At 58.9% G+C, this 17060-nt stretch carries 17 protein-coding genes and 2 riboswitches; of the genes, 7 read left to right on the plus strand and 10 right to left on the minus strand.

Annotation, left to right across the window (positions count from 1 at the left end; all coding sequences use genetic code 11):
* Nucleotides 1–37: 37 nt before the first annotated feature.
* The 7 genes from fucO to H8709_RS08030 all read right to left on the minus strand — a co-directional run bounded on the left by fucO (nt 38) and on the right by H8709_RS08030 (nt 7220).
* On the minus strand, nt 38–1192 hold the full coding sequence (fucO, locus tag H8709_RS08000; RefSeq protein ID WP_262397854.1) for a lactaldehyde reductase: 1155 nt from the start codon (nt 1190–1192) through the stop codon (nt 38–40).
* Nucleotides 1193–1342: 150 nt separating this feature from the next.
* Entirely contained in the window at nt 1343–2623 is a 1281-nt protein-coding gene (locus H8709_RS08005; protein ID WP_262397855.1) for a replication-associated recombination protein A, read from the minus strand.
* 75 nt (nt 2624–2698) lie between these two features.
* The gene (locus H8709_RS08010; protein ID WP_262397856.1) at nt 2699–3472 is read right to left on the minus strand and encodes an alpha/beta hydrolase; all 774 of its coding nucleotides are present in this window, start codon (nt 3470–3472) and stop codon (nt 2699–2701) included.
* A gap of 33 nt (nt 3473–3505) precedes the next feature.
* Entirely contained in the window at nt 3506–4186 is a 681-nt protein-coding gene (locus tag H8709_RS08015) for a CAP domain-containing protein (protein WP_262397857.1), read from the minus strand.
* Nucleotides 4187–4207: 21 nt separating this feature from the next.
* Nucleotides 4208–5464 (minus strand): serine hydroxymethyltransferase, encoded by a 1257-nt coding sequence (gene glyA, locus H8709_RS08020; protein ID WP_262397858.1) that lies wholly within the window; start codon nt 5462–5464, stop codon nt 4208–4210.
* Between the two features lie 86 nt (nt 5465–5550).
* On the minus strand, nt 5551–5979 hold the full coding sequence (locus H8709_RS08025; RefSeq protein ID WP_262397859.1) for a DUF2752 domain-containing protein: 429 nt from the start codon (nt 5977–5979) through the stop codon (nt 5551–5553).
* Between the two features lie 116 nt (nt 5980–6095).
* A complete protein-coding gene (locus H8709_RS08030; RefSeq protein WP_262397860.1) occupies nt 6096–7220 on the minus strand; it encodes an FtsW/RodA/SpoVE family cell cycle protein in 1125 nt (374 codons plus the stop codon).
* Between the two features lie 412 nt (nt 7221–7632).
* On the opposite strand from H8709_RS08030, the gene H8709_RS08035 reads away from it, so the two are divergent.
* From H8709_RS08035 to H8709_RS08055, 5 genes are all read left to right on the plus strand, one after another.
* Nucleotides 7633–9300: a formate--tetrahydrofolate ligase gene (locus tag H8709_RS08035; protein WP_262397861.1), complete on the plus strand. Its 1668-nt coding sequence runs from the start codon at nt 7633–7635 to the stop codon at nt 9298–9300.
* An 18-nt stretch (nt 9301–9318) separates the two neighbouring features.
* Nucleotides 9319–9747, plus strand: coding sequence for a tRNA (adenosine(37)-N6)-threonylcarbamoyltransferase complex ATPase subunit type 1 TsaE (tsaE, locus tag H8709_RS08040; RefSeq protein ID WP_262397862.1), 429 nt, complete (start codon nt 9319–9321; stop codon nt 9745–9747).
* Nucleotides 9744–10454: a tRNA (adenosine(37)-N6)-threonylcarbamoyltransferase complex dimerization subunit type 1 TsaB gene (tsaB, locus tag H8709_RS08045; protein WP_262397863.1), complete on the plus strand. Its 711-nt coding sequence runs from the start codon at nt 9744–9746 to the stop codon at nt 10452–10454. Before tsaE ends, tsaB begins: the two co-directional genes overlap by 4 nt.
* 54 nt (nt 10455–10508) lie before the next feature.
* The gene (upp, locus tag H8709_RS08050; RefSeq protein WP_262397864.1) at nt 10509–11141 is read left to right on the plus strand and encodes a uracil phosphoribosyltransferase; all 633 of its coding nucleotides are present in this window, start codon (nt 10509–10511) and stop codon (nt 11139–11141) included.
* A gap of 571 nt (nt 11142–11712) precedes the next feature.
* Nucleotides 11713–12579, plus strand: a complete 867-nt coding sequence (locus H8709_RS08055) for a YitT family protein (protein ID WP_262397865.1) — start codon at nt 11713–11715, stop codon at nt 12577–12579.
* A gap of 33 nt (nt 12580–12612) precedes the next feature.
* On the opposite strand, the gene H8709_RS08060 is transcribed toward H8709_RS08055, so the two are convergent.
* The 3 genes from H8709_RS08060 to H8709_RS08070 all read right to left on the minus strand — a co-directional run bounded on the left by H8709_RS08060 (nt 12613) and on the right by H8709_RS08070 (nt 14398).
* Nucleotides 12613–12816 carry a helix-turn-helix domain-containing protein gene (locus H8709_RS08060; protein ID WP_262397866.1) on the minus strand — a complete coding sequence of 68 codons (204 nt, stop codon included), beginning with the start codon at nt 12814–12816 and terminating at the stop codon, nt 12613–12615.
* A gap of 25 nt (nt 12817–12841) precedes the next feature.
* Nucleotides 12842–13069: a helix-turn-helix transcriptional regulator gene (locus tag H8709_RS08065; protein ID WP_262397867.1), complete on the minus strand. Its 228-nt coding sequence runs from the start codon at nt 13067–13069 to the stop codon at nt 12842–12844.
* A 132-nt stretch (nt 13070–13201) separates the two neighbouring features.
* Nucleotides 13202–14398 carry a tRNA(Met) cytidine acetate ligase gene (locus H8709_RS08070; RefSeq protein WP_262397868.1) on the minus strand — a complete coding sequence of 399 codons (1197 nt, stop codon included), beginning with the start codon at nt 14396–14398 and terminating at the stop codon, nt 13202–13204.
* A 268-nt stretch (nt 14399–14666) separates the two neighbouring features.
* On the opposite strand from H8709_RS08070, the gene H8709_RS08075 reads away from it, so the two are divergent.
* On the plus strand, nt 14667–15857 hold the full coding sequence (locus H8709_RS08075; RefSeq protein ID WP_262397869.1) for an acetate/propionate family kinase: 1191 nt from the start codon (nt 14667–14669) through the stop codon (nt 15855–15857).
* Between the two features lie 126 nt (nt 15858–15983).
* A riboswitch (FMN riboswitch) is annotated at nt 15984–16125 on the plus strand.
* Nucleotides 16126–16246: 121 nt separating this feature from the next.
* Nucleotides 16247–16837 carry an ECF transporter S component gene (locus tag H8709_RS08080; RefSeq protein ID WP_262397870.1) on the plus strand — a complete coding sequence of 197 codons (591 nt, stop codon included), beginning with the start codon at nt 16247–16249 and terminating at the stop codon, nt 16835–16837.
* A 31-nt stretch (nt 16838–16868) separates the two neighbouring features.
* A riboswitch (SAM riboswitch) is annotated at nt 16869–16968 on the plus strand.
* Nucleotides 16969–17060 lie beyond the last annotated feature (92 nt).

Consider the following 17060-nt stretch of genomic DNA (forward strand, 5'->3'; position numbering starts at 1 on the left):
CTGTTGTTAAAGGCTCTTTTTATACTCATTGTAGAGATTAAAGGGCGGTTTTGTAGATTTCCGCGATTTCCGCCACCGAGGTGGGACGGGGGTTGCCGCCGGTGCAGCCGTCGACAAACGCGGCCTCGGACAGACGGGGGATGTCCTCCTCTTTGACGCCGATTTCGCTGAGGGTCTGGGGGATGCCCACATCCTTGGACAGCTGGATGACAGCGTCCACAGCGGCCTGACGATACTCGTCTTCGCTCATCTCATCGACGCCCTTGACGCCCATGACCCGGGCGATCTCCCGGAATTTTTCACCGGTGTAGGGGGCGTTATACTTCATGACATAGGGCAGGATGACGGCGTTGGCGATGCCGTGGGGGGTGTCGTAGACGCCGCCGAGCTGATGGGCCATGGAATGGACGATGCCCAGTCCGCAGTTGGAGAAGCCCATGCCGGTCAGGTACTGGCCGATGGACATGTCAAAGCGGGCGTCGGTCTCGTTTTCCACCGCTTTACGCAGGCTTCTGGCGATGAGCTCTATGGCTTTGAGGTTGAGCATGTCGGTCATTTCCCAGGCGCCGTTGGCGGTGTAGCCCTCAATGGCGTGGGTCAGGGCGTCCATACCGGTGTTGGCCGTCAGGCTCTTGGGCATGGAGGACATCATCTCGGCGTCCACAATGGCGACGACGGGGATATCGTGGGGGTCGACACAGGGGAATTTGACCTGTTTTTCTTCGTCGGTGATGACGTAGTTCATGGTCACTTCCGCCGCGGTTCCGGCCGTGGTCGGGATGGCGATGATGGGGACCGCTTTATTTTTGGTGGGGGATTCGCCCGCCAGGCTCTTGACGTCGGCGAATTCCGGGTTATTGATGATGATGCCGACCGCCTTGGCGGTGTCCATGGAGGAGCCGCCGCCGATGGCGATGATGAAGTCGGCGCCGCTCTTTTTAAACGCTTCCACACCGCCCTGTACGTTGGCGACGGTGGGGTTTTGCTTAATTTCGCTGTAAATCTCGTAGGGGAAGTTTTCCTTGCCCAGCAGGGCGGTGACCTTCTGGGTCACACCGAATTTGAGCAGGTCCTTGTCCGAGCAGACGAAAGCCTTTTTGAAGCCCCGGGATTTGATCTCCCCCGGGAGAACCGAGATGGCGCCGGGTCCAAAATGAGAGGTCTCGTTGAGAATCATTCTGTAAATGGCCATGATGCTACACTCCTTTTGCATTTGTTGGGACAACCTTTGTTCGTAAACCCATTATACATCAAAACTTGTTTGGTTCCTAGGCAAAACTTGTGAAAAGAAAATCAACCTTTTTTGGTAAATTGGTGAATTTTTTAGGGCGCGGCCCAGGGCTCATTCCTTGCGTTCCCCGCCCTTGACCGCCTGCCAATACTGGAAGGCGGCCTGCTCGGTCTTGTTGTCGCCGAAGGCGTAGTATTTTTTGTCCTTGATGGGATCGGGCAGGTACTGCTGGTCATACCAGTGGTTCTTTTTTACATGGGGATAGACGTAGCCTTTCGCCCGGCCCATCTTCTGGGCGCCGGCGTAGTGGCCGTCCTTGAGATAGGCGGGGATTTCCCCCACGCCTCCCTTTTTTATGTCGGACATGGCCGCGTCGATGGCCATGATGGCGGAGTTCGATTTGGGCGCGGTGGCCAGTAAAATGACTGCCTCGGTCAGCGGGATGCGGGCCTCGGGCAGGCCGAGCTGAAGGGCCGCGTCCACGCAGGCCTTGACGATAGCAATAGCCTGGGGGTATGCAAGGCCGATGTCCTCGGCCGCGGTGACCAGCATCCGGCGGCAGGGGGAGAGCAGGTCCCCGGCGGTGAGGAGCCTTGCCAGGTAGTGGACCGCTGCGTCGGGGTCGGAGCCCCGGATGGACTTTTGAAAGGCGGAGAGGATGTCGTAGTGCTCGTCCGCGTCCCGGTCGTAGCGCATGGCGCTGCGCTGGGAGATGGCCTTGGCGTCGTCGAGCGTCACCCTGACACTCCCCTCCGGGCCCTCCCCGGCCGAGAGGACGCACAGCTCCACCGCGTTGAGGGACTTTCTCACGTCGCCGCCGCAGGAGAGGCAGATGTGCTCGATGACCCCCTCCTCGATGTCCAGCTTGACCCCTCGTTCCCCTTCCAAAAACGTGAAGGCGCGCTTGACCGCCGCCGCCACGTCTTCGGGGGTGACGGGCTGAAATTCAAAGACGGTGGAACGGGAGAGGATGGCGTTGTAGACGTAGAAATAGGGGTTCTCGGTGGTGGAGGATATGAGGGTGATGGACCCGTTTTCGATAAATTCCAGCAGGGTCTGCTGCTGTTTTTTATTGAGATACTGGATCTCGTCGAGGTAGAGCAGGATGCCCCCCAGTCCTCCCAAGGTGTTAGTTTGGGCCACAATATCCTTGATGTCGGCGGTGGAGGCGGTGGTGCCGTTGAGCTTAAATAGCTGCTTTCCCGCGCTTTGGGCAATGATGCGGGCCACCGTGGTCTTGCCGATGCCGGAGGGGCCGTAGAAGATCATGTTGGGAATCTGGCCCGACTCCACGATGCGCCGGAGCACCGCGCCTTTGCCGATGAGATGGCGCTGTCCCACCACCTCGTCCAGGGTCTGGGGACGCATGCGGTCCGCTAATGGTGCGCTCATAGTCGTTTCTCCTCTCGCAGGGGATAGAAAGAAACGGGAATCCCACGGATTCCCGTTTCTCTGGTTTTCATTAATTTAGCCGTTGGGGAACAGGTACTGGAGCGCCTTGTCGATGGAGGTGTCCCAGAAGTCCCAGCCATGGACGCCGGGCCACTCCTCATAGTGGTAGTTGATGCCCAATTCCTCCATCTTCTTCCTAAATTCCACGTTGTAGGGATAGAGGAAGTCCTCGGTGCCGCAAGAAGCGTAGATGGGCGTTGTTTTGGCCTGGGGGAGTTTCGCGTACTGTTCCGCGATGGCGTAGAGATCGTCGTCGGGGCCGATTTCGATGTTCTCGCCGTAGACGCCTTTGACGTCGGGGTAGGGGAAGATCTTGGCGATTTCTTCACTGAGCAAAGAGCGCTTGATGTCCACCGCCGCCGAGAAGACGGCGGCGCCGCCGTAGTTTTCGGGGTTGCGCATGAGCATCTTGAGCGCGCCGTATCCGCCCATGGAGCAGCCGGCGATGAAGGTGTCCTTCGGGTCGGCGGAGATGCCGAACATGGCTTTCATCAGCCGGGGCAGCTCGTCGGAAATGAAGGTGTAGTAGGGAAGACCGTATTTCATGTCGGTGTAGAAGCTGCGCTGGACCGAGGGCATGACCACGCAAAGCTCATACTCCCTGGTATACCGCTCCAGGGCGGTGTACCTGGACCACTCCAGGAAGTTGCCGGAGAGGCCGTGGAGGAGATAGAGCACCCGGACGGGTTTGCCGGGGCGCTTGCGGATGCGGTCGTGGGGCAGGATGACGCACAGATCGGTGTCCATATGCAGGACTTCGGATTTGATACAGCCTTTGAGCAGTGCCATGCAAAGACCTCCTTATGTAGCTTTGATTCGTGTTTATCCGTTGTAGTCGATAATTTCGCCTTCGTATTCCACGTGATATTCCATCTCTCCCGAGCCTCCGGGCTGGGCGAAGTGGAGCACCCCATACAGGATGCCGTTATGCTCGTAGACGGCCGCGCCCATGTCGCTGAAATAGCTGGCGGTCATGGAGGCGTAGTGTCCGGCGCTGGACTTCCACATGTCGAAGAGCTGCTGGGCGGTCATGGTGTCCGTCTCGGCGATGTTCTCCCCAAAGTAGAGGAAGCGGTAGCCCGCCGCCAGGGCCGCCGTTTCACCGGTGGTGCCGTCGGGGCGGGTGTGGGAGAAGGTGCTCACAAGTTCCACGCACCGGGTGTAGGCGCTCTGGCAGAGCGCGCCGCTGTAATTATAGCCCGGCAGTCCCAGACTGGCCCGCTCGTTGTTGACGAGGGTAAACAGCTGGGAGACGATGTCCGAATCGCTGGAGGCCGGCGCGGCGGCCGGGGCCGTCGTCGTGGTGGCGGGCGGCGGTGTGGTAGTTGTCACCGGCGGTGTGGTCGTGGTGGTAACCGGGGGCGTGGTGGTCGTCACAGCGGTCGACGTGGTTGTCACGGGAGGGGCGGTGGAATCGCTGGAGGAAGAGCTTTCCTTTGCCTGGCCGCACCCGGATAACAGCAGGGCGAGAACCAGCACCAGCGCGGGAATGCGAAATTTCATGAGGCAAAAACTTCCTTTTTATTATTCGTAGAGGGGATATTTGGCGCAAAGCGCTTCGACGGTCTGGCGGATGAAGTCCGCCTTGGCGTCAAAGTCGGTGGCCGCCAGATAGATCATCTCGGCGATGACCGCCATGTCGTCCTCTTTGAGGCCGCGGCTGGTGACGGCAGGGGTGCCGATGCGCACGCCGCTGGTGACGAAGGGGCTCTGGGGGTCGTTGGGCACCGCGTTTTTGTTGACGGTGATGTACACTTCGTCCAGCCGGTGCTCCAGCTCCTTGCCGGTGATATTCATGTTCTGCAAATCCACCAGCATCAGATGGTTGTCGGTGTCGCCGGACACCAGGGTAAAGCCCTTCGCTTTGAGGCCGTCGGCCAGGGCGCGGGCGTTTTTGACAATCTGCTGCTGGTAGGCTTTAAACTCGGGTTTGAGCGCCTCGCCGAAGCAGACGGCCTTGGCGGCGATGGTGTGCATGAGCGGTCCGCCCTGGAGTCCCGGGAAGATGGCTTTGTTAATCTTTTTGGCCAGGTCCTCGTCGTTGGTCAGGATGAGGCCGCCGCGGGGGCCCCGCAGGGTCTTGTGGGTGGTGGTGGTGACTACGTCCGCGTAGGGCACCGGGGACTGGTGAAGCCCGGCGGCCACCAGGCCCGCGATGTGGGCCATGTCCACCATCAGATAAGCGCCGCACTCCTTGGCGATCTGGGCAAAGCGCTCGAAGTCGATAAACCGGGGATAGGCGGAAGCGCCGGCCACGATGAGTTTGGGCTTGTGCTCCATGGCCAGGCGGCGGACCTCGTCGTAATCGATCATCTGGGTCTCGCCGGAGACGCCGTAGGAGACGAATTTATAATATTTACCCGAAATGTTGACAGGAGAACCGTGGGTCAGGTGTCCGCCGTCGGCTAAACTCATGCCGAGAACGGTGTCGCCGGGGTTTAAGAGAGCGAAGTAAACCGCCTCGTTGGCCTGGGCGCCGGAATGGGGCTGGACGTTGGCGAAGTTGGCGCCAAAGAGCTTGCAGGCCCGGTCGATGGCGATGCGCTCCACGTCGTCGACATACTCGCACCCGCCGTAGTAGCGCTTGCCGGGGTAACCTTCGGCGTATTTGTTGGTCAAAACGCTGCCCATGGCGGCCATCACCGCCGGGGAAACCAGGTTTTCCGACGCGATGAGCTCCAGGTTGCGGCGCTGGCGCATCAGCTCGTTGGACATGGCCTTGCCCACTTCCGGGTCACAATTGGATACAAAACCGATGGTATCGATCATACTATTATACATGCTCAGTTCTCCTCTCATTCTTGGGGTTGACAGTCTTGTTTCATTATAGTATGGATTTTCCGCAAATTCAACAGAGAACCGGACAATCAGGCCGAAAAATTGGCAAAGATTCGGGGAAGAAGGGCCGAGGCGTCGAAGTTCATGGGGGTGGTATGGGGGAAATAGAGAACCATCCGCACGGCGTAGACGGCGAGAATGACGCCCACAAAACACCACCACACCCGCTTGTTCCGAAAGAAGCGGGTGTTCCCCCGCAGGACGCAGAGGACGAAGACGCCGGCGTAGACAGCCGCCAGATAGACACTGGGGTTTGCCTGCCAGGCGCCCGCAAAATCGAGACGCAGCAGAGCGGCGGCACCCCGGGTGATGCCGCACCCCGGGCAGGGGACGCCGGTGACGGCGTAGAGGGGACAGCGGTAGAAGTGGGGAAGCAGCCAGAAAAGAAGTCCCACCCCGAGAATGAGTAAGATGAGAAAGAGAAGACGCCGGGAAAAGGGCTGGGTTTCGATTTTCATAAGACCACCTCCTGACAATAAAGATCGGCGCGGGGAAAGCATCCTCTCACGGGCAGCCGGGCGCGCCGGGAAATAGAAAACGCTCCCCCGGCCACAAGCACAGGGGAGCGCGGGAATCAGTCGAAGAGCATGGGCTTATTGTGGACCCGCACGCTCAGCGCCATGCCGATGGCCATATAGGTGATGAGCACCGAGGTGCCGCCGTTGGAGAGGAAGGGGAGGGTGACGCCGATGACCGGCAGTACATTGAGGCACATGCCGATGTTGAGAACGCACTGGAAGACGATCATGGCGAAGACGCCCACGCAGATAAAGGAGCCCAGGTCGTCTTTGGAGTAGCGGGAAATCCGCAGCAGCCGCACGCAGATGCCGGTGAAGATGAGAATGACGGCGATGCAGCCGAGGAAGCCCAGCACCTCCCCGATGAAGGCGAAGATAAAGTCGTTGTGCATCTCGGGAATTTTGCGGTACTCGTCGGCGAAGAGCCCCTTGCCGGTGAGCTGCCCCGAGCCGATGGAAATGCGCCCCAGATACTGCTGCCAGCCGATATTTTTGATGTAGTCGGGGTTATCGGGATGGAAGAGGTAGAGGATGCGCAGCTTCTGATCATTGTTCATCACATAAAACCAGGCCAGCGGCGCGGCGATGAGCACCGCCCCGAAGGCGGCCGCGATGTATTTCCAGGAGAGCCCCGCCGCAAACATCATGGAGACAAAAATGAAGATGAAGATGAGCGCGGTGCCGTCGTCCCCCTGGAAGTGGATGAGCAGCGCGGGAATCGCGCCGTGAACGCATAAAAGGGCAACGTTGCGCAGGCTGTTGATGTGGGGGCGCACCAGGGACAGGTGGTAGGAGAACGTCAAAATAAAGGAGAGCTTTAGAAGCTCCGAGGGCTGAAAGCTCATGCCGAAGGGAAGCTGAATCCAGGCGATGTCGTCGGCGCCCTCCCGCCCGGTGCCGATAAAGAAGACAAGCAATACCAAAAGAATGGCCGCCGGTGCGTGAATTTTCCACATCTTGGCCATAAAGTGGTAGTCGATTTTGGAGATGATGATGGCGGCGATGAGTCCGAGACCGGTGGCGGCTGTCTGCACCAGCATGCCGCGCAGGGTGCCGTAAAAGGCGTTATGGAAGGAAGCGAGCACCAAAAGCCCCAGAGCGGAGGCGGCCATACAGAAAAAAAGGAGCAGTTTGTCCGTACTTTTCAGATAGTCCACCACAGCGCCGAAGATTTTTTTCATTCGCTTCACCTCCTTTTCTTTTTTCATTGTAACGCATCCCGCGGAAAATTTCATGGACAAGTTATGAATTTGGCGGGCGGCCGGCGATTCGCGCCCATGGATGGACCGTTTAGGGCGTGCGTCGCCCGCGCCGAGGCGTCGGGGACAACGGCGGGAAACGGGGCCGCCGTGAGGCTCGTCCACCCCGATGCTGGAAAGTGGCAGACCTTATTATAGACGCAAATGGGACCCAATGCAACAAGGAGCGGCCCCCATTTTCGGCAGATTCACGCTTTTCGGCGGCAGTATCTTATGATATAATACCATTAATTATCGTCTTTACCCCTCGGCGCGGTCATGGGAAAGGAAAGCCGCCGGTGGAGAGGGGGCATTCCGTACAGGAAAAAATGGAAAGAAGAGGTGGAATAGCACCATGCTGACAGATATTGAGATCGCCCAGGGCTGCCAAATGCAGACCATCGACCAAATTGCCCAGAAGCTGGGCATCCGGGAGGAAGAATTGGAGCCCTATGGGCGCTATAAGGCTAAAATTCCCGACGAAGTCATCGAGCGCTTTGCCAATGAACCCGACGGGAAGCTCGTCCTGGTGACGGCCATCAACCCGACCCCGGCGGGGGAGGGGAAGACCACCACCACCGTGGGTCTCGGGCAGGCCATGGAGAAGATCGGAAAGAAGGCGGTCATCGCCCTGCGAGAGCCTTCTTTGGGCCCGGTGTTCGGCATCAAGGGCGGCGCGGCCGGCGGCGGTTATGCACAGGTGGTGCCCATGGAGGACATCAATCTCCACTTCACCGGCGACATGCACGCCATCACGGCGGCCAACAACCTATTGTGCGCCATCATCGACAACCACATGCAGCAGGGCAACGTCCTCGGCATCGACCCGCGGCGTATCCTCTTTAAGCGCTGCATGGACATGAACGACCGGGCGCTGCGCAACTGCATCGTGGGGTTGGGCGGAAAGGTCAACGGCGTGCCGCGGGAGGATCACTTCCAGATCACGGTGGCAAGCGAAATTATGGCCATCCTCTGCCTCTCCACCGATCTCGCCGACCTCAAAAAGCGGCTGGGTAATATCCTGGTGGCCTACACCTACGACAATCAGCCGGTCTATGCCAGGGACTTGCGGGTGGCCGGTTCCATGGCGGCGCTTTTAAAGGACGCCCTCAAGCCCAACCTGGTCCAGACGCTGGAAAACACCCCGGCGCTGATGCACGGCGGCCCCTTTGCCAACATCGCCCACGGCTGCAACTCCATCAAAGCCACCAAGCTGGCGCTTAAATTGGGAGACTACTGCATCACCGAGGCGGGCTTCGGGTCCGACCTGGGCGCGGAAAAATTTTTAGACATCAAGTGCCGCTACGGCGGACTGACTCCCTCCTGCATCGTCATTGTGGCCACCATGCGGGCCCTCAAATATAACGCCGGAGTCCCCAAGGCCGACACCGGCATCCCCAATCCGGAGGCCCTCCAGAAGGGCATGGTCAATTTGGAGGCCCATGTGGCCAACATGAAGAGCTACGGCGTGCCGGTGGTGGTGGCCATCAACCGCTTCCTTACCGACTCTGACGAGGAGATCGCCGTCCTCTCCGATTTCTGCGAGAAAAACGGGGTGGAGTTCGCCCTGTCCGAGGTCTTTGCCAAGGGCGGCGAGGGCGGTGTGGCCCTGGCCGAAAAAGTGGTGGCCGCCTGCGAGAAGGAAAATCATTTCCACTTCCTCTATGACACCGCTCTCCCCGTCAAAGAGAAGATCGAAAAGATCGCCAAGAACATCTACGGCGCCGACGGCGTCGTCTATACACCCCAGAGCGAAAAGAACATCAAGGAAATCGAGGACCTGGGCTTTGGAAACCTTCCCATCTGCGTGGCCAAGACCCAGTATTCCCTCTCCGACGACCCGGCCAAGCTGGGGCGGCCCACCGGCTTTACCATCACCGTCAAGGAAGCCAGAGTTTCGGCGGGCGCCGGGTTTATTGTGGTCCTTACAGGGGATATTATGACCATGCCGGGCCTTCCCAAAGCACCGGCGGCCTGCAAAATTGATATTTCCGACGACGGGCACATCTCCGGCCTGTTCTAAAAGAAAGGCAGTACACCCATGAAACACTTTATTTCCCACTCCCCTAAAGAGACCGAGCAGATCGCCGAAGCCATGGCCCGGAAGCTCCGTCCGGGGGATGTGATAGCCTTCGAGGGGGGCCTGGGCGCGGGGAAGACCGCCTTCACCCGGGGCCTCGTCCGGGGCCTTCAAATCCCGGCGGATGTTTCCAGCCCCACCTTCGCCCTGGTCAACGAGTACCGGGGGGAGGAGCGAACTCTCTACCACTTCGATATGTACCGGGTGGAGAGCTTTGAGGATCTCTACTCCACCGGTTTTTTCGATTACTTGGACGGGGAGAGCATCCTCGCCATCGAGTGGAGCGAGAATATTTTCGGTGCCCTGCCCGACGGGGTCATCACCGTGCAGATTGAGCCCAAGGGGGAGGACTGCCGGGAAATTACCATCAAAGGAGACGACCGCTTTTGAAGATATTAGCCATCGAGTCCTCGGCCTGCTGCGCCTCGGCGGCCATTGTGGAGGAGGGCAAGGTGTGGGGCGAGTTTTTCGGCAACACTCGACTCACCCACTCCCAGACCCTGCTGCCCATGGTGGAGGCCCTGCTCCAGTGTACGGCCATCCCCCTTGCCGGCATCGACGCATTCGCCGTGGCGGCGGGCCCCGGCTCCTTTACCGGCCTGCGCATCGGCGTGGCCGCTGTCAAGGGTTTGGCCCGCGCCCAGGATAAGCCCTGCCTCCCGGTTTCCACACTGGAGGCCATGGCCTGGGGCGAGCCGCTCTGGGACGGGTTGATTTGCGGGGTGATGGACGCCCGGTGCAAGCAGGTCTACACGGCGCTTTTTTCCGCCGAGGGGCAGAAAATCCAGCGCCTTACCCCCGACGAGGCCATCTCCCTGGACGCGCTGAGGGAGCGGCTCAAAGGGGTCGAAAAAAGCGTAGTTTTGGTTGGAGACGGGGCAGAGCTGTGCTATAATGAAGTCAAAGAGCTACCCCATGTCGCCCTCGCCGCCCCCCAGAGCCGCTTCCAGCGGGCCGCCGGGGTGGGAATGTGCGCCTGTGAGCTTTGGAAGCAGGGGGGCGCCGTCTCCGCCCAGGAGCTTTCCGTCAGCTACCTGCGGCTTCCTCAGGCCGAGCGGGAGCTTAAAAAGAAGCTGAGCAGGGATAGACTTCCCTGACAGCGGGACAAAAGAGAAAATCGGAAGTGAAAAGAAAATCGGGAGGAACAAGCTATGAGCGCAACACCGTTTATTATGGACCATCCACTGATTCAGCACAAAATCGCACTGCTCAGAGATAAAAATACCGGCTCCAAGGAGTTTCGGGAGCTGATCGCCGAAGTAACCATGCTCATGTGCTACGAGGCGACCCGGGACCTGCCTATGAAGGAAGTGGAAATCGAGACCCCCATCACTATTGCCAAGACCAAGGTCCTGGCCGGCCGGAAACTGGCCTTTGTGCCCATCCTGCGGGCGGGTATCGGCATGGTGGACGGCGCGCTGGAACTGGTTCCGGCGGCCAAGGTGGGGCATATCGGCCTCTACCGCGACCCGGTGACCCACAAGCCGGTGGAATATTACTGCAAGCTGCCCGCCGACATCGGTGAGCGGGAGGTCATCGTCATTGACCCGATGCTGGCCACCGGCGGCTCCGCCATCGACGCCATCAAGATGATTAAGCGCCGGGGTGCCAAGAACATCAAGTTCATGTGCATCATCGCCGCCCCCGAGGGCTTAAACGCCCTGACCGAGGCGCACCCCGACGTGCAGGTGTACTGCGGCGCGCTGGACGACCACCTCAACGAGAACAAATACATCGTCCCGGGTCTCGGCGACGCGGGCGACCGCATCTTCGGCACCAAATAAAATGAAGGAAAAAGCCGCTGTCTTTGTGACAGCGGCTTTTTTGTGTCTTTGGCCCGTGGGCCTGAAATGTCCAGGGACCGAGAATGGCCTTTTGTGCCTCGGGCTCCGTGGGACGGAATTGTCCACGGCCGAAACCGCTTTTTTATGCCCCGCGCCCCGTGGGGCGGCGATGTGATGTGGTAGAAAATGGTCTTCTGCGCCCGGCGTATTGGGGTTCGGAAATGTCCCGGGGCAGAAATGGCCTTTTGTGCCTCGGGCTCCGTGGGACAGAATTGTCCTGCGGCCGGACGGCTTTTTTGCACCTGCGCCTCGTTCCCGCCTCTGAGGCGGCCCACCAGGTCAAACCGTCCGGACCCTCCGCCGCGGTCCATCCCGCCCCCAAGTCTTCCATGGAAGACGCGCCGCCTTGCAAGCGCCTCGGGGGCAAAGAAAATTTTTCTTTGCCCCCGATTGTAGAACGGCACCTTCCGGAGTATGATAATGCTAGATCATTTTGTCTGCCCACCGCGGACGGGTCCGGCGTGACGGCCCCCGGCATCCGCGCGGCATCAAGGAGAGGGAGGCTCATTCTATGGCCATGACGAAAGAAAAATGGAAACAAGAAATCTTAAGGTATCTGTTTATGCTCATCGGGTGCTTTTTCTACGCGCTGTGCCTGGACTTATTCTTGGTGCCCAACCACATCGTAGGCGGCGGCGTCACCGGACTTGCCACCCTGGGCAACATCCTTTTCCACTGGAACGTGGGTACGGTGGCCATCCTGCTCAATATCCCCATCCTGCTGCTGGGGCTTAAAACCCAGGGATGGGTCTTCATCGTACGCTGCTTTATCACCAATATGGTGCTGGGCATCTTCACCGACCTATTCGCCTTCCTGCCCTCCATCACCCAGAACCCCCTGCTGGCCGCCATGTACGGCGGCTTGGCCCAAGGCGTAGCCATCGGATTGTTTGTTCGGTTTGCCGTGTCCAGCGGCGGCACCGAGCTGCTCGGCCGGGTCATCCACCACGGACTGCCCCACATCGGCATCCCCACCTGGATTGCCATCCTGGACGGCATCATCGTTCTCACCGGTGCCGTTGTGATGAAAAACCCGGAAAACGTGCTCTATGCCCTGATCCTCATCTTTATCGCCACCAAGGTCAGCGATACGGTCATCACCGGCCTCAATCGGGCGAAGCTGTGCTATATCATCACCGAGCGCCCCGATGAGGTGTCCCGGACCCTCTTGGAAAACAGCCCCCGGGGCGTCACCAATCTCAGCGGGAAGGGGATGTATTCCGGCACCCCCAAGGGCGTGCTGCTCACCTGCGTCAAGAGCCACCAGTTGGTGGAGCTCAGACGCCTGGTGCGCTCGGTGGACGAGGAGGCCTTCGTCATCGTCAGCGAGACCACCGAGGTAAGGGGCAAGGGCTTTGAAAGCATGGAAGAGGAATAGAAAAAGCGGGGCGGGGAATTTTCCCCGCCCCGCTTAGGTCTTGTCTTCCTCTTCTTCCAGCAGGTAGTCGATGGAAACGTTGTAGAAAAGGGCTAGTCTTTTTAAAGTGAGGTTTGGAATGTTCATTTCGCCGTTTTCATACCGTGAATAAGTTGCTTGACTGATATGAAGATAATCAGCTAGCTGTTGCTGTGTCAAGTCTCGATCTTCTCTGAGGGAACGAATATGGGGAAACATAAAATCACCTCTTCATAGGTTAAAGCTAATCGCGGAACTCAAAAAACTTATGCACGGGTATGTCCAGCACCTTTGCAATACTAAACATCGTGTCCAAAGAAGCGCCTGTATAGGCGTTTTCAACTCGATTCATGTGCTCTGGTGTAATGTCAATCGCCTCTGCTAATTGTTCCTGTGTGTAGCCGCGCATTTTACGGTAATATGTGATGTTCAGACCTAGTTTCATATATTCATCAAAAAATTTTCTTTTCATAATCAACACTTCATGTTTATGATATAGAAATGGTGTGTGCGCGGTTATATGCAAAAAATCCATAAGCTGCCTCAATGTCTGGAATTGGGGGAGCGGTGGGGGCCTGCGGCGCGACTTTTAAAGGCCCGGCGGTCAGAGGATGACCGCGTTCTCGGTGAAGTCCGCGCCGCAGGACCGGCGGACGGGCAGGCACAGGTGGTAGAGGTCGTCCGCCGACGCCTCCAGTGCCGCGAAGCGGGCGGCCTCTGGCGAGTATTCCCGAAGCCGGGCGAGCGAGGTGGAGACGGGCAGGGAGGCCGTCTCCTTAGCCTCCGCCAAGATCTCCCGGCCCCGGCCGTTCATCCCCAGCACCCGCAGGTAGGGCGGCGGGGTGCGCTGGTCCTGCGCCCGCAGTCCCGCGAGCGCCGCGCAGGCGATGCGCCGGATGCGGGCCAGGGTGTACCGCTTGGTTTTGACGAGGCTGTAAAATTCCTCCAGGGAGCGGGCCCGGCGGGCGGCTGAAAATATCCGGTGCTCCAATCCCTCGGAGATATCGGGGAGGGCCGCGATGTCGGGGAGGGCCATACCCCGCAGACGGGCCAGGGTAAGAAGCTCCACTGCGTCCCTATTGACCGGGCCCCGGCTTTCTTCCAGGGCGTCCCGGTAGAGGCTGAGGGCGCTTGCGGGGACAAAGGGGACGAGGGGCGCCGTCTCCCCGGCTTCCAGGAACCCGCGCAGGTAGGTCCCGCTGGCAAAGCCCGCCGCGGGGGCGGGGCTGTCGTGGCCGGCCCCCGCCCGGAGAACGGCCACCGGCTCCATGGCGCACTTTTGCAAGAGGAGCTGCTTGCAGTATTCCACCCCCAGGGTGTTGTTGGGCTCACAGAGGAGAGCGGCCAGTTCCTCGTTTCCCATATCCGCCACCGCCCGCTGCCGGGCCTGGGCGAAGGTGACGCCCCCTGCCAGATGGACGGCGAGGGCCTCGCCCAGCCGGGGGGAAAGGAGCACCCGGGCACAGGAAAGAAGAGCGGAGGCGTCGCCGCACTCGCTGCCGAAGGCGAGGGCATCCACGCATCCGAGGGCGGAAAGGGAAACTACCCCGCCGCGGGCGAAGGTTTCCGCCGTGGCCAGGGCGTAGGGAAGCGGCAGTTCCAGTACCAAGTCCACCCCGCCGGAGAGGGCCGCACGGGCGCGGGTCCACTTATCCAGGACGGCGCACTCCCCCCGCTGGACGAAGTTGCCGCTCATGACGGCGGCGATGTGGGTATAGCCCCGTGCCCGCAGTTCGCCGCAGAGATGGGCATGGCCGCTGTGAAAGGGGTGGTATTCGGCGATGATGCCCGCAATTTTCATAGAAGAGGCCTCCTGGATCATTTTTTTGGAGAAACATGTAAATGAAACGGATAAATCCCGAAAAAATCGGGAAAAAGTGCATATTTATTCTTGTATTTTTGTTCCTATTGTAATAATATATAACTGTGTCAGCCTGTGTCAAGGATGGCGGCGATTTTGCCGCCGTTTCTTCATTTGGCGCGAAGTGTCCCGGAACAGCGGACAGACGAGAGTTTTGGAAAAAACCGGACGCGCAGCCGGTGCAAAATATGGAGGTTATGTTTAAGTTATGAAGATTCTGGTCATCAATGCAGGCAGCTCCTCGTTAAAGTATCAGCTTATTGATATGGACGGCGAGCATGTGCTGGCCAAAGGCAATTGCGAAAGAATCGGTGTGGGCGGACTCATTACCCACTCCACCGCGGACGGCAAGAAGATTAAAATTGAGCGCGAGTTTCCCTCCCACAAAGAGGCATTTTTAGCGGTCATCGAGATGCTGACCACCGGCGAAGGCAAGGTCATCAACGATATGAAGGAGATTTCCGCCATCGGACACCGGGTCCTCCACGGCAGTGAAGTTTACAAGGTTTCCACCAAGATCACCGACAAGGTCATCGAGGACATCGCGGCCTTCAAAGATTTGGGACCGCTTCACAACCCGCCCCAGGCCGTGGCCATGAAAGCCTGCCAGGAAGTCTTCGGCAAGGACACTCCCATGGTCGCCGTCTTCGACACCTCCTTCCATCAGACCATGCCGGAAAAGGCCTACATCTTTGGTATCCCCTATGAGTACTATGAGAAATACCACATTCGCCGCTATGGTTTCCACGGCACCAGCCACCGGTATGTGAGCATGCGTTACGGACAGCTCAAAGGCAAGGTGGAGGGCACCAAGATCGTCACCTGCCACCTGGGCAACGGCTCCTCCATCACCGCCATCAAGGACGGTAAGTGCATGGACACCTCCATGGGCTTTACCCCCTTGGACGGCATCATCATGGGCACCCGCTCCGGCGGCGTGGACCCCTCGGTGCTGACCTTCATCGCGGAGAAGGAGAACATCAGCCCTTCCGAGATGAGCGACCTGCTCAACAAAAAGTCCGGCTTCTTGGGCATTTCCGGCCTCTCCTCCGACGCGAGAGACTTGGTTAACGCCGCTCATGAGGGGCATCACCGGGCGAAACTCGCCTGCGACATCGTCCGCTATCAGATCAAGAAATACATCGGCTCCTACGCGGCCGCCATGGGCGGTTTGGACGCGGTCATCTTCACCGGCGGCATCGGGGAAAACTCCGGCGAGCTGAGAGAAGAGGTTTGCGAGGGCCTGGAATTCATGGGCATCGAGCTCGATAAAGAGCTCAACGATTCCATCCACGGCGAGGAAAAGCTCATTTCCACCGGCAAGACCGAAGTGTGGGTCATCCCCACCAACGAGGAGCTGCTCATCGCCCGGGACACCAAGGAGATCATCGAACAGTAAGCGCGAGGGCGGGACGCAGGTCCCGCCCTTTTTGTCGCAAAAAGGACAGGCCCGCCAGTGGGGAAAGCTTTGACAAAGGATTGACAAAGACAGGCGGCGGGCATATAATAAAGATACAAAGGAAATCGTCTGTTTCAGGGCGGGGTGCAAGTCCCCACCGGCGGTGAACGGGCCCGAAAGGTCCCCAAAGTCCGCGAACTCCCGCAAGGGAGCCGATTTGGTGCAATTCCAAAACCGACGGTTAAAGTCCGGATGAAAGAAACGGCGGCAGAAGTGCTGCATTTCGCCCGTGGCGCATGGTATTCCATGCCTCATGGGCTTTTTTATGTCTTCTGCCGAGTCTCTCCCCAAAAACAGACCTCCCAAAACTGATTTGGAGGAAAGTTTTTATGAAAATCAACACAAGAAAAATGGCCATGATGGCCATGCTCGCCGCCATCTCCGTGGTGCTGGTGATCATCCACGTCCCCTTCCCCCCCGCGCCCTTTTTGGAATACGACCCGGCGGACATCCCCATCCTCATCGGCGCTTTCGCCTTCGGTCCCACGGCGGGACTGCTCATCACGGTGGTGGTGTCGGTGGTCCAAGGATTTACCCTCAGTTCGGGCAGCGGTATCATCGGCGTCGTCATGCACATTTTGGCCACCGGCAGCTTCGTCTTGGTGGCGGGGAGCATCTACAGCAGGAAAAAGACCCGCAAGTCGGCCGTTTTGGGGCTCTCCCTGGGGGCGCTGACCATGACGGTGATGATGGTCCTCATGAACCTTGTCTTCACTCCCATCTTCATGAACACGCCTATCGAGGCGGTGGCCAAGATGCTGCTGCCCATCATCATCCCCTTTAACCTGATGAAAGCGGGCATCAACGCGGTGGTGACCCTCGTTCTCTATAAGGCGGTCAGCCGTTTCCTCAAGGAAAAAACACCCAAATTGGGCAAGAAGGACGTCGAACCTATTGACACGGTGGCGAAAAAAAGCTAAAATAAAGCCACTGAAACCTAACAATTACATAGCCTTATCAAGAGTGGCGGAGGGAACAGGCCCGATGATGCCCGGCAACCTGCACATGTGCGTAAGGTGCCAATTCCTGCGGCTTTGACCGGAGATGAGGAAATAATCGTCCACCATGCGCCCGGTCTTCTGGCCGGGCGCTTCTTTTGTGCCGCTTTTCGGCGCGGGAAGAGCCTGGCGCATGGCGGCGGAT

The sequence above is a fragment of the Zongyangia hominis genome (assembly GCF_014385095.1).
Lineage (GTDB): Bacteria > Bacillota > Clostridia > Oscillospirales > Ruminococcaceae > Zongyangia > Zongyangia hominis.

Coding starts and splice junctions, on each gene's coding strand:
- H8709_RS08055 (WP_262397865.1), top strand. CDS start 11,713: ATGGCCATGACGAAAGAAAAATGGAAACAAGAAATCTTAAGGTATCTG.
- H8709_RS08030 (WP_262397860.1), bottom strand. CDS start 7,220: ATGAAAAAAATCTTCGGCGCTGTGGTGGACTATCTGAAAAGTACGGAC.
- glyA (WP_262397858.1), bottom strand. CDS start 5,464: ATGTATAATAGTATGATCGATACCATCGGTTTTGTATCCAATTGTGAC.
- H8709_RS08015 (WP_262397857.1), bottom strand. CDS start 4,186: ATGAAATTTCGCATTCCCGCGCTGGTGCTGGTTCTCGCCCTGCTGTTA.
- H8709_RS08005 (WP_262397855.1), bottom strand. CDS start 2,623: ATGAGCGCACCATTAGCGGACCGCATGCGTCCCCAGACCCTGGACGAG.
- tsaE (WP_262397862.1), top strand. CDS start 9,319: ATGAAACACTTTATTTCCCACTCCCCTAAAGAGACCGAGCAGATCGCC.
- H8709_RS08070 (WP_262397868.1), bottom strand. CDS start 14,398: ATGAAAATTGCGGGCATCATCGCCGAATACCACCCCTTTCACAGCGGC.
- H8709_RS08080 (WP_262397870.1), top strand. CDS start 16,247: ATGAAAATCAACACAAGAAAAATGGCCATGATGGCCATGCTCGCCGCC.
- H8709_RS08060 (WP_262397866.1), bottom strand. CDS start 12,816: ATGTTTCCCCATATTCGTTCCCTCAGAGAAGATCGAGACTTGACACAG.
- H8709_RS08075 (WP_262397869.1), top strand. CDS start 14,667: ATGAAGATTCTGGTCATCAATGCAGGCAGCTCCTCGTTAAAGTATCAG.
- H8709_RS08025 (WP_262397859.1), bottom strand. CDS start 5,979: ATGAAAATCGAAACCCAGCCCTTTTCCCGGCGTCTTCTCTTTCTCATC.
- fucO (WP_262397854.1), bottom strand. CDS start 1,192: ATGGCCATTTACAGAATGATTCTCAACGAGACCTCTCATTTTGGACCC.
- upp (WP_262397864.1), top strand. CDS start 10,509: ATGAGCGCAACACCGTTTATTATGGACCATCCACTGATTCAGCACAAA.
- H8709_RS08010 (WP_262397856.1), bottom strand. CDS start 3,472: ATGGCACTGCTCAAAGGCTGTATCAAATCCGAAGTCCTGCATATGGAC.
- H8709_RS08035 (WP_262397861.1), top strand. CDS start 7,633: ATGCTGACAGATATTGAGATCGCCCAGGGCTGCCAAATGCAGACCATC.
- H8709_RS08065 (WP_262397867.1), bottom strand. CDS start 13,069: ATGAAAAGAAAATTTTTTGATGAATATATGAAACTAGGTCTGAACATC.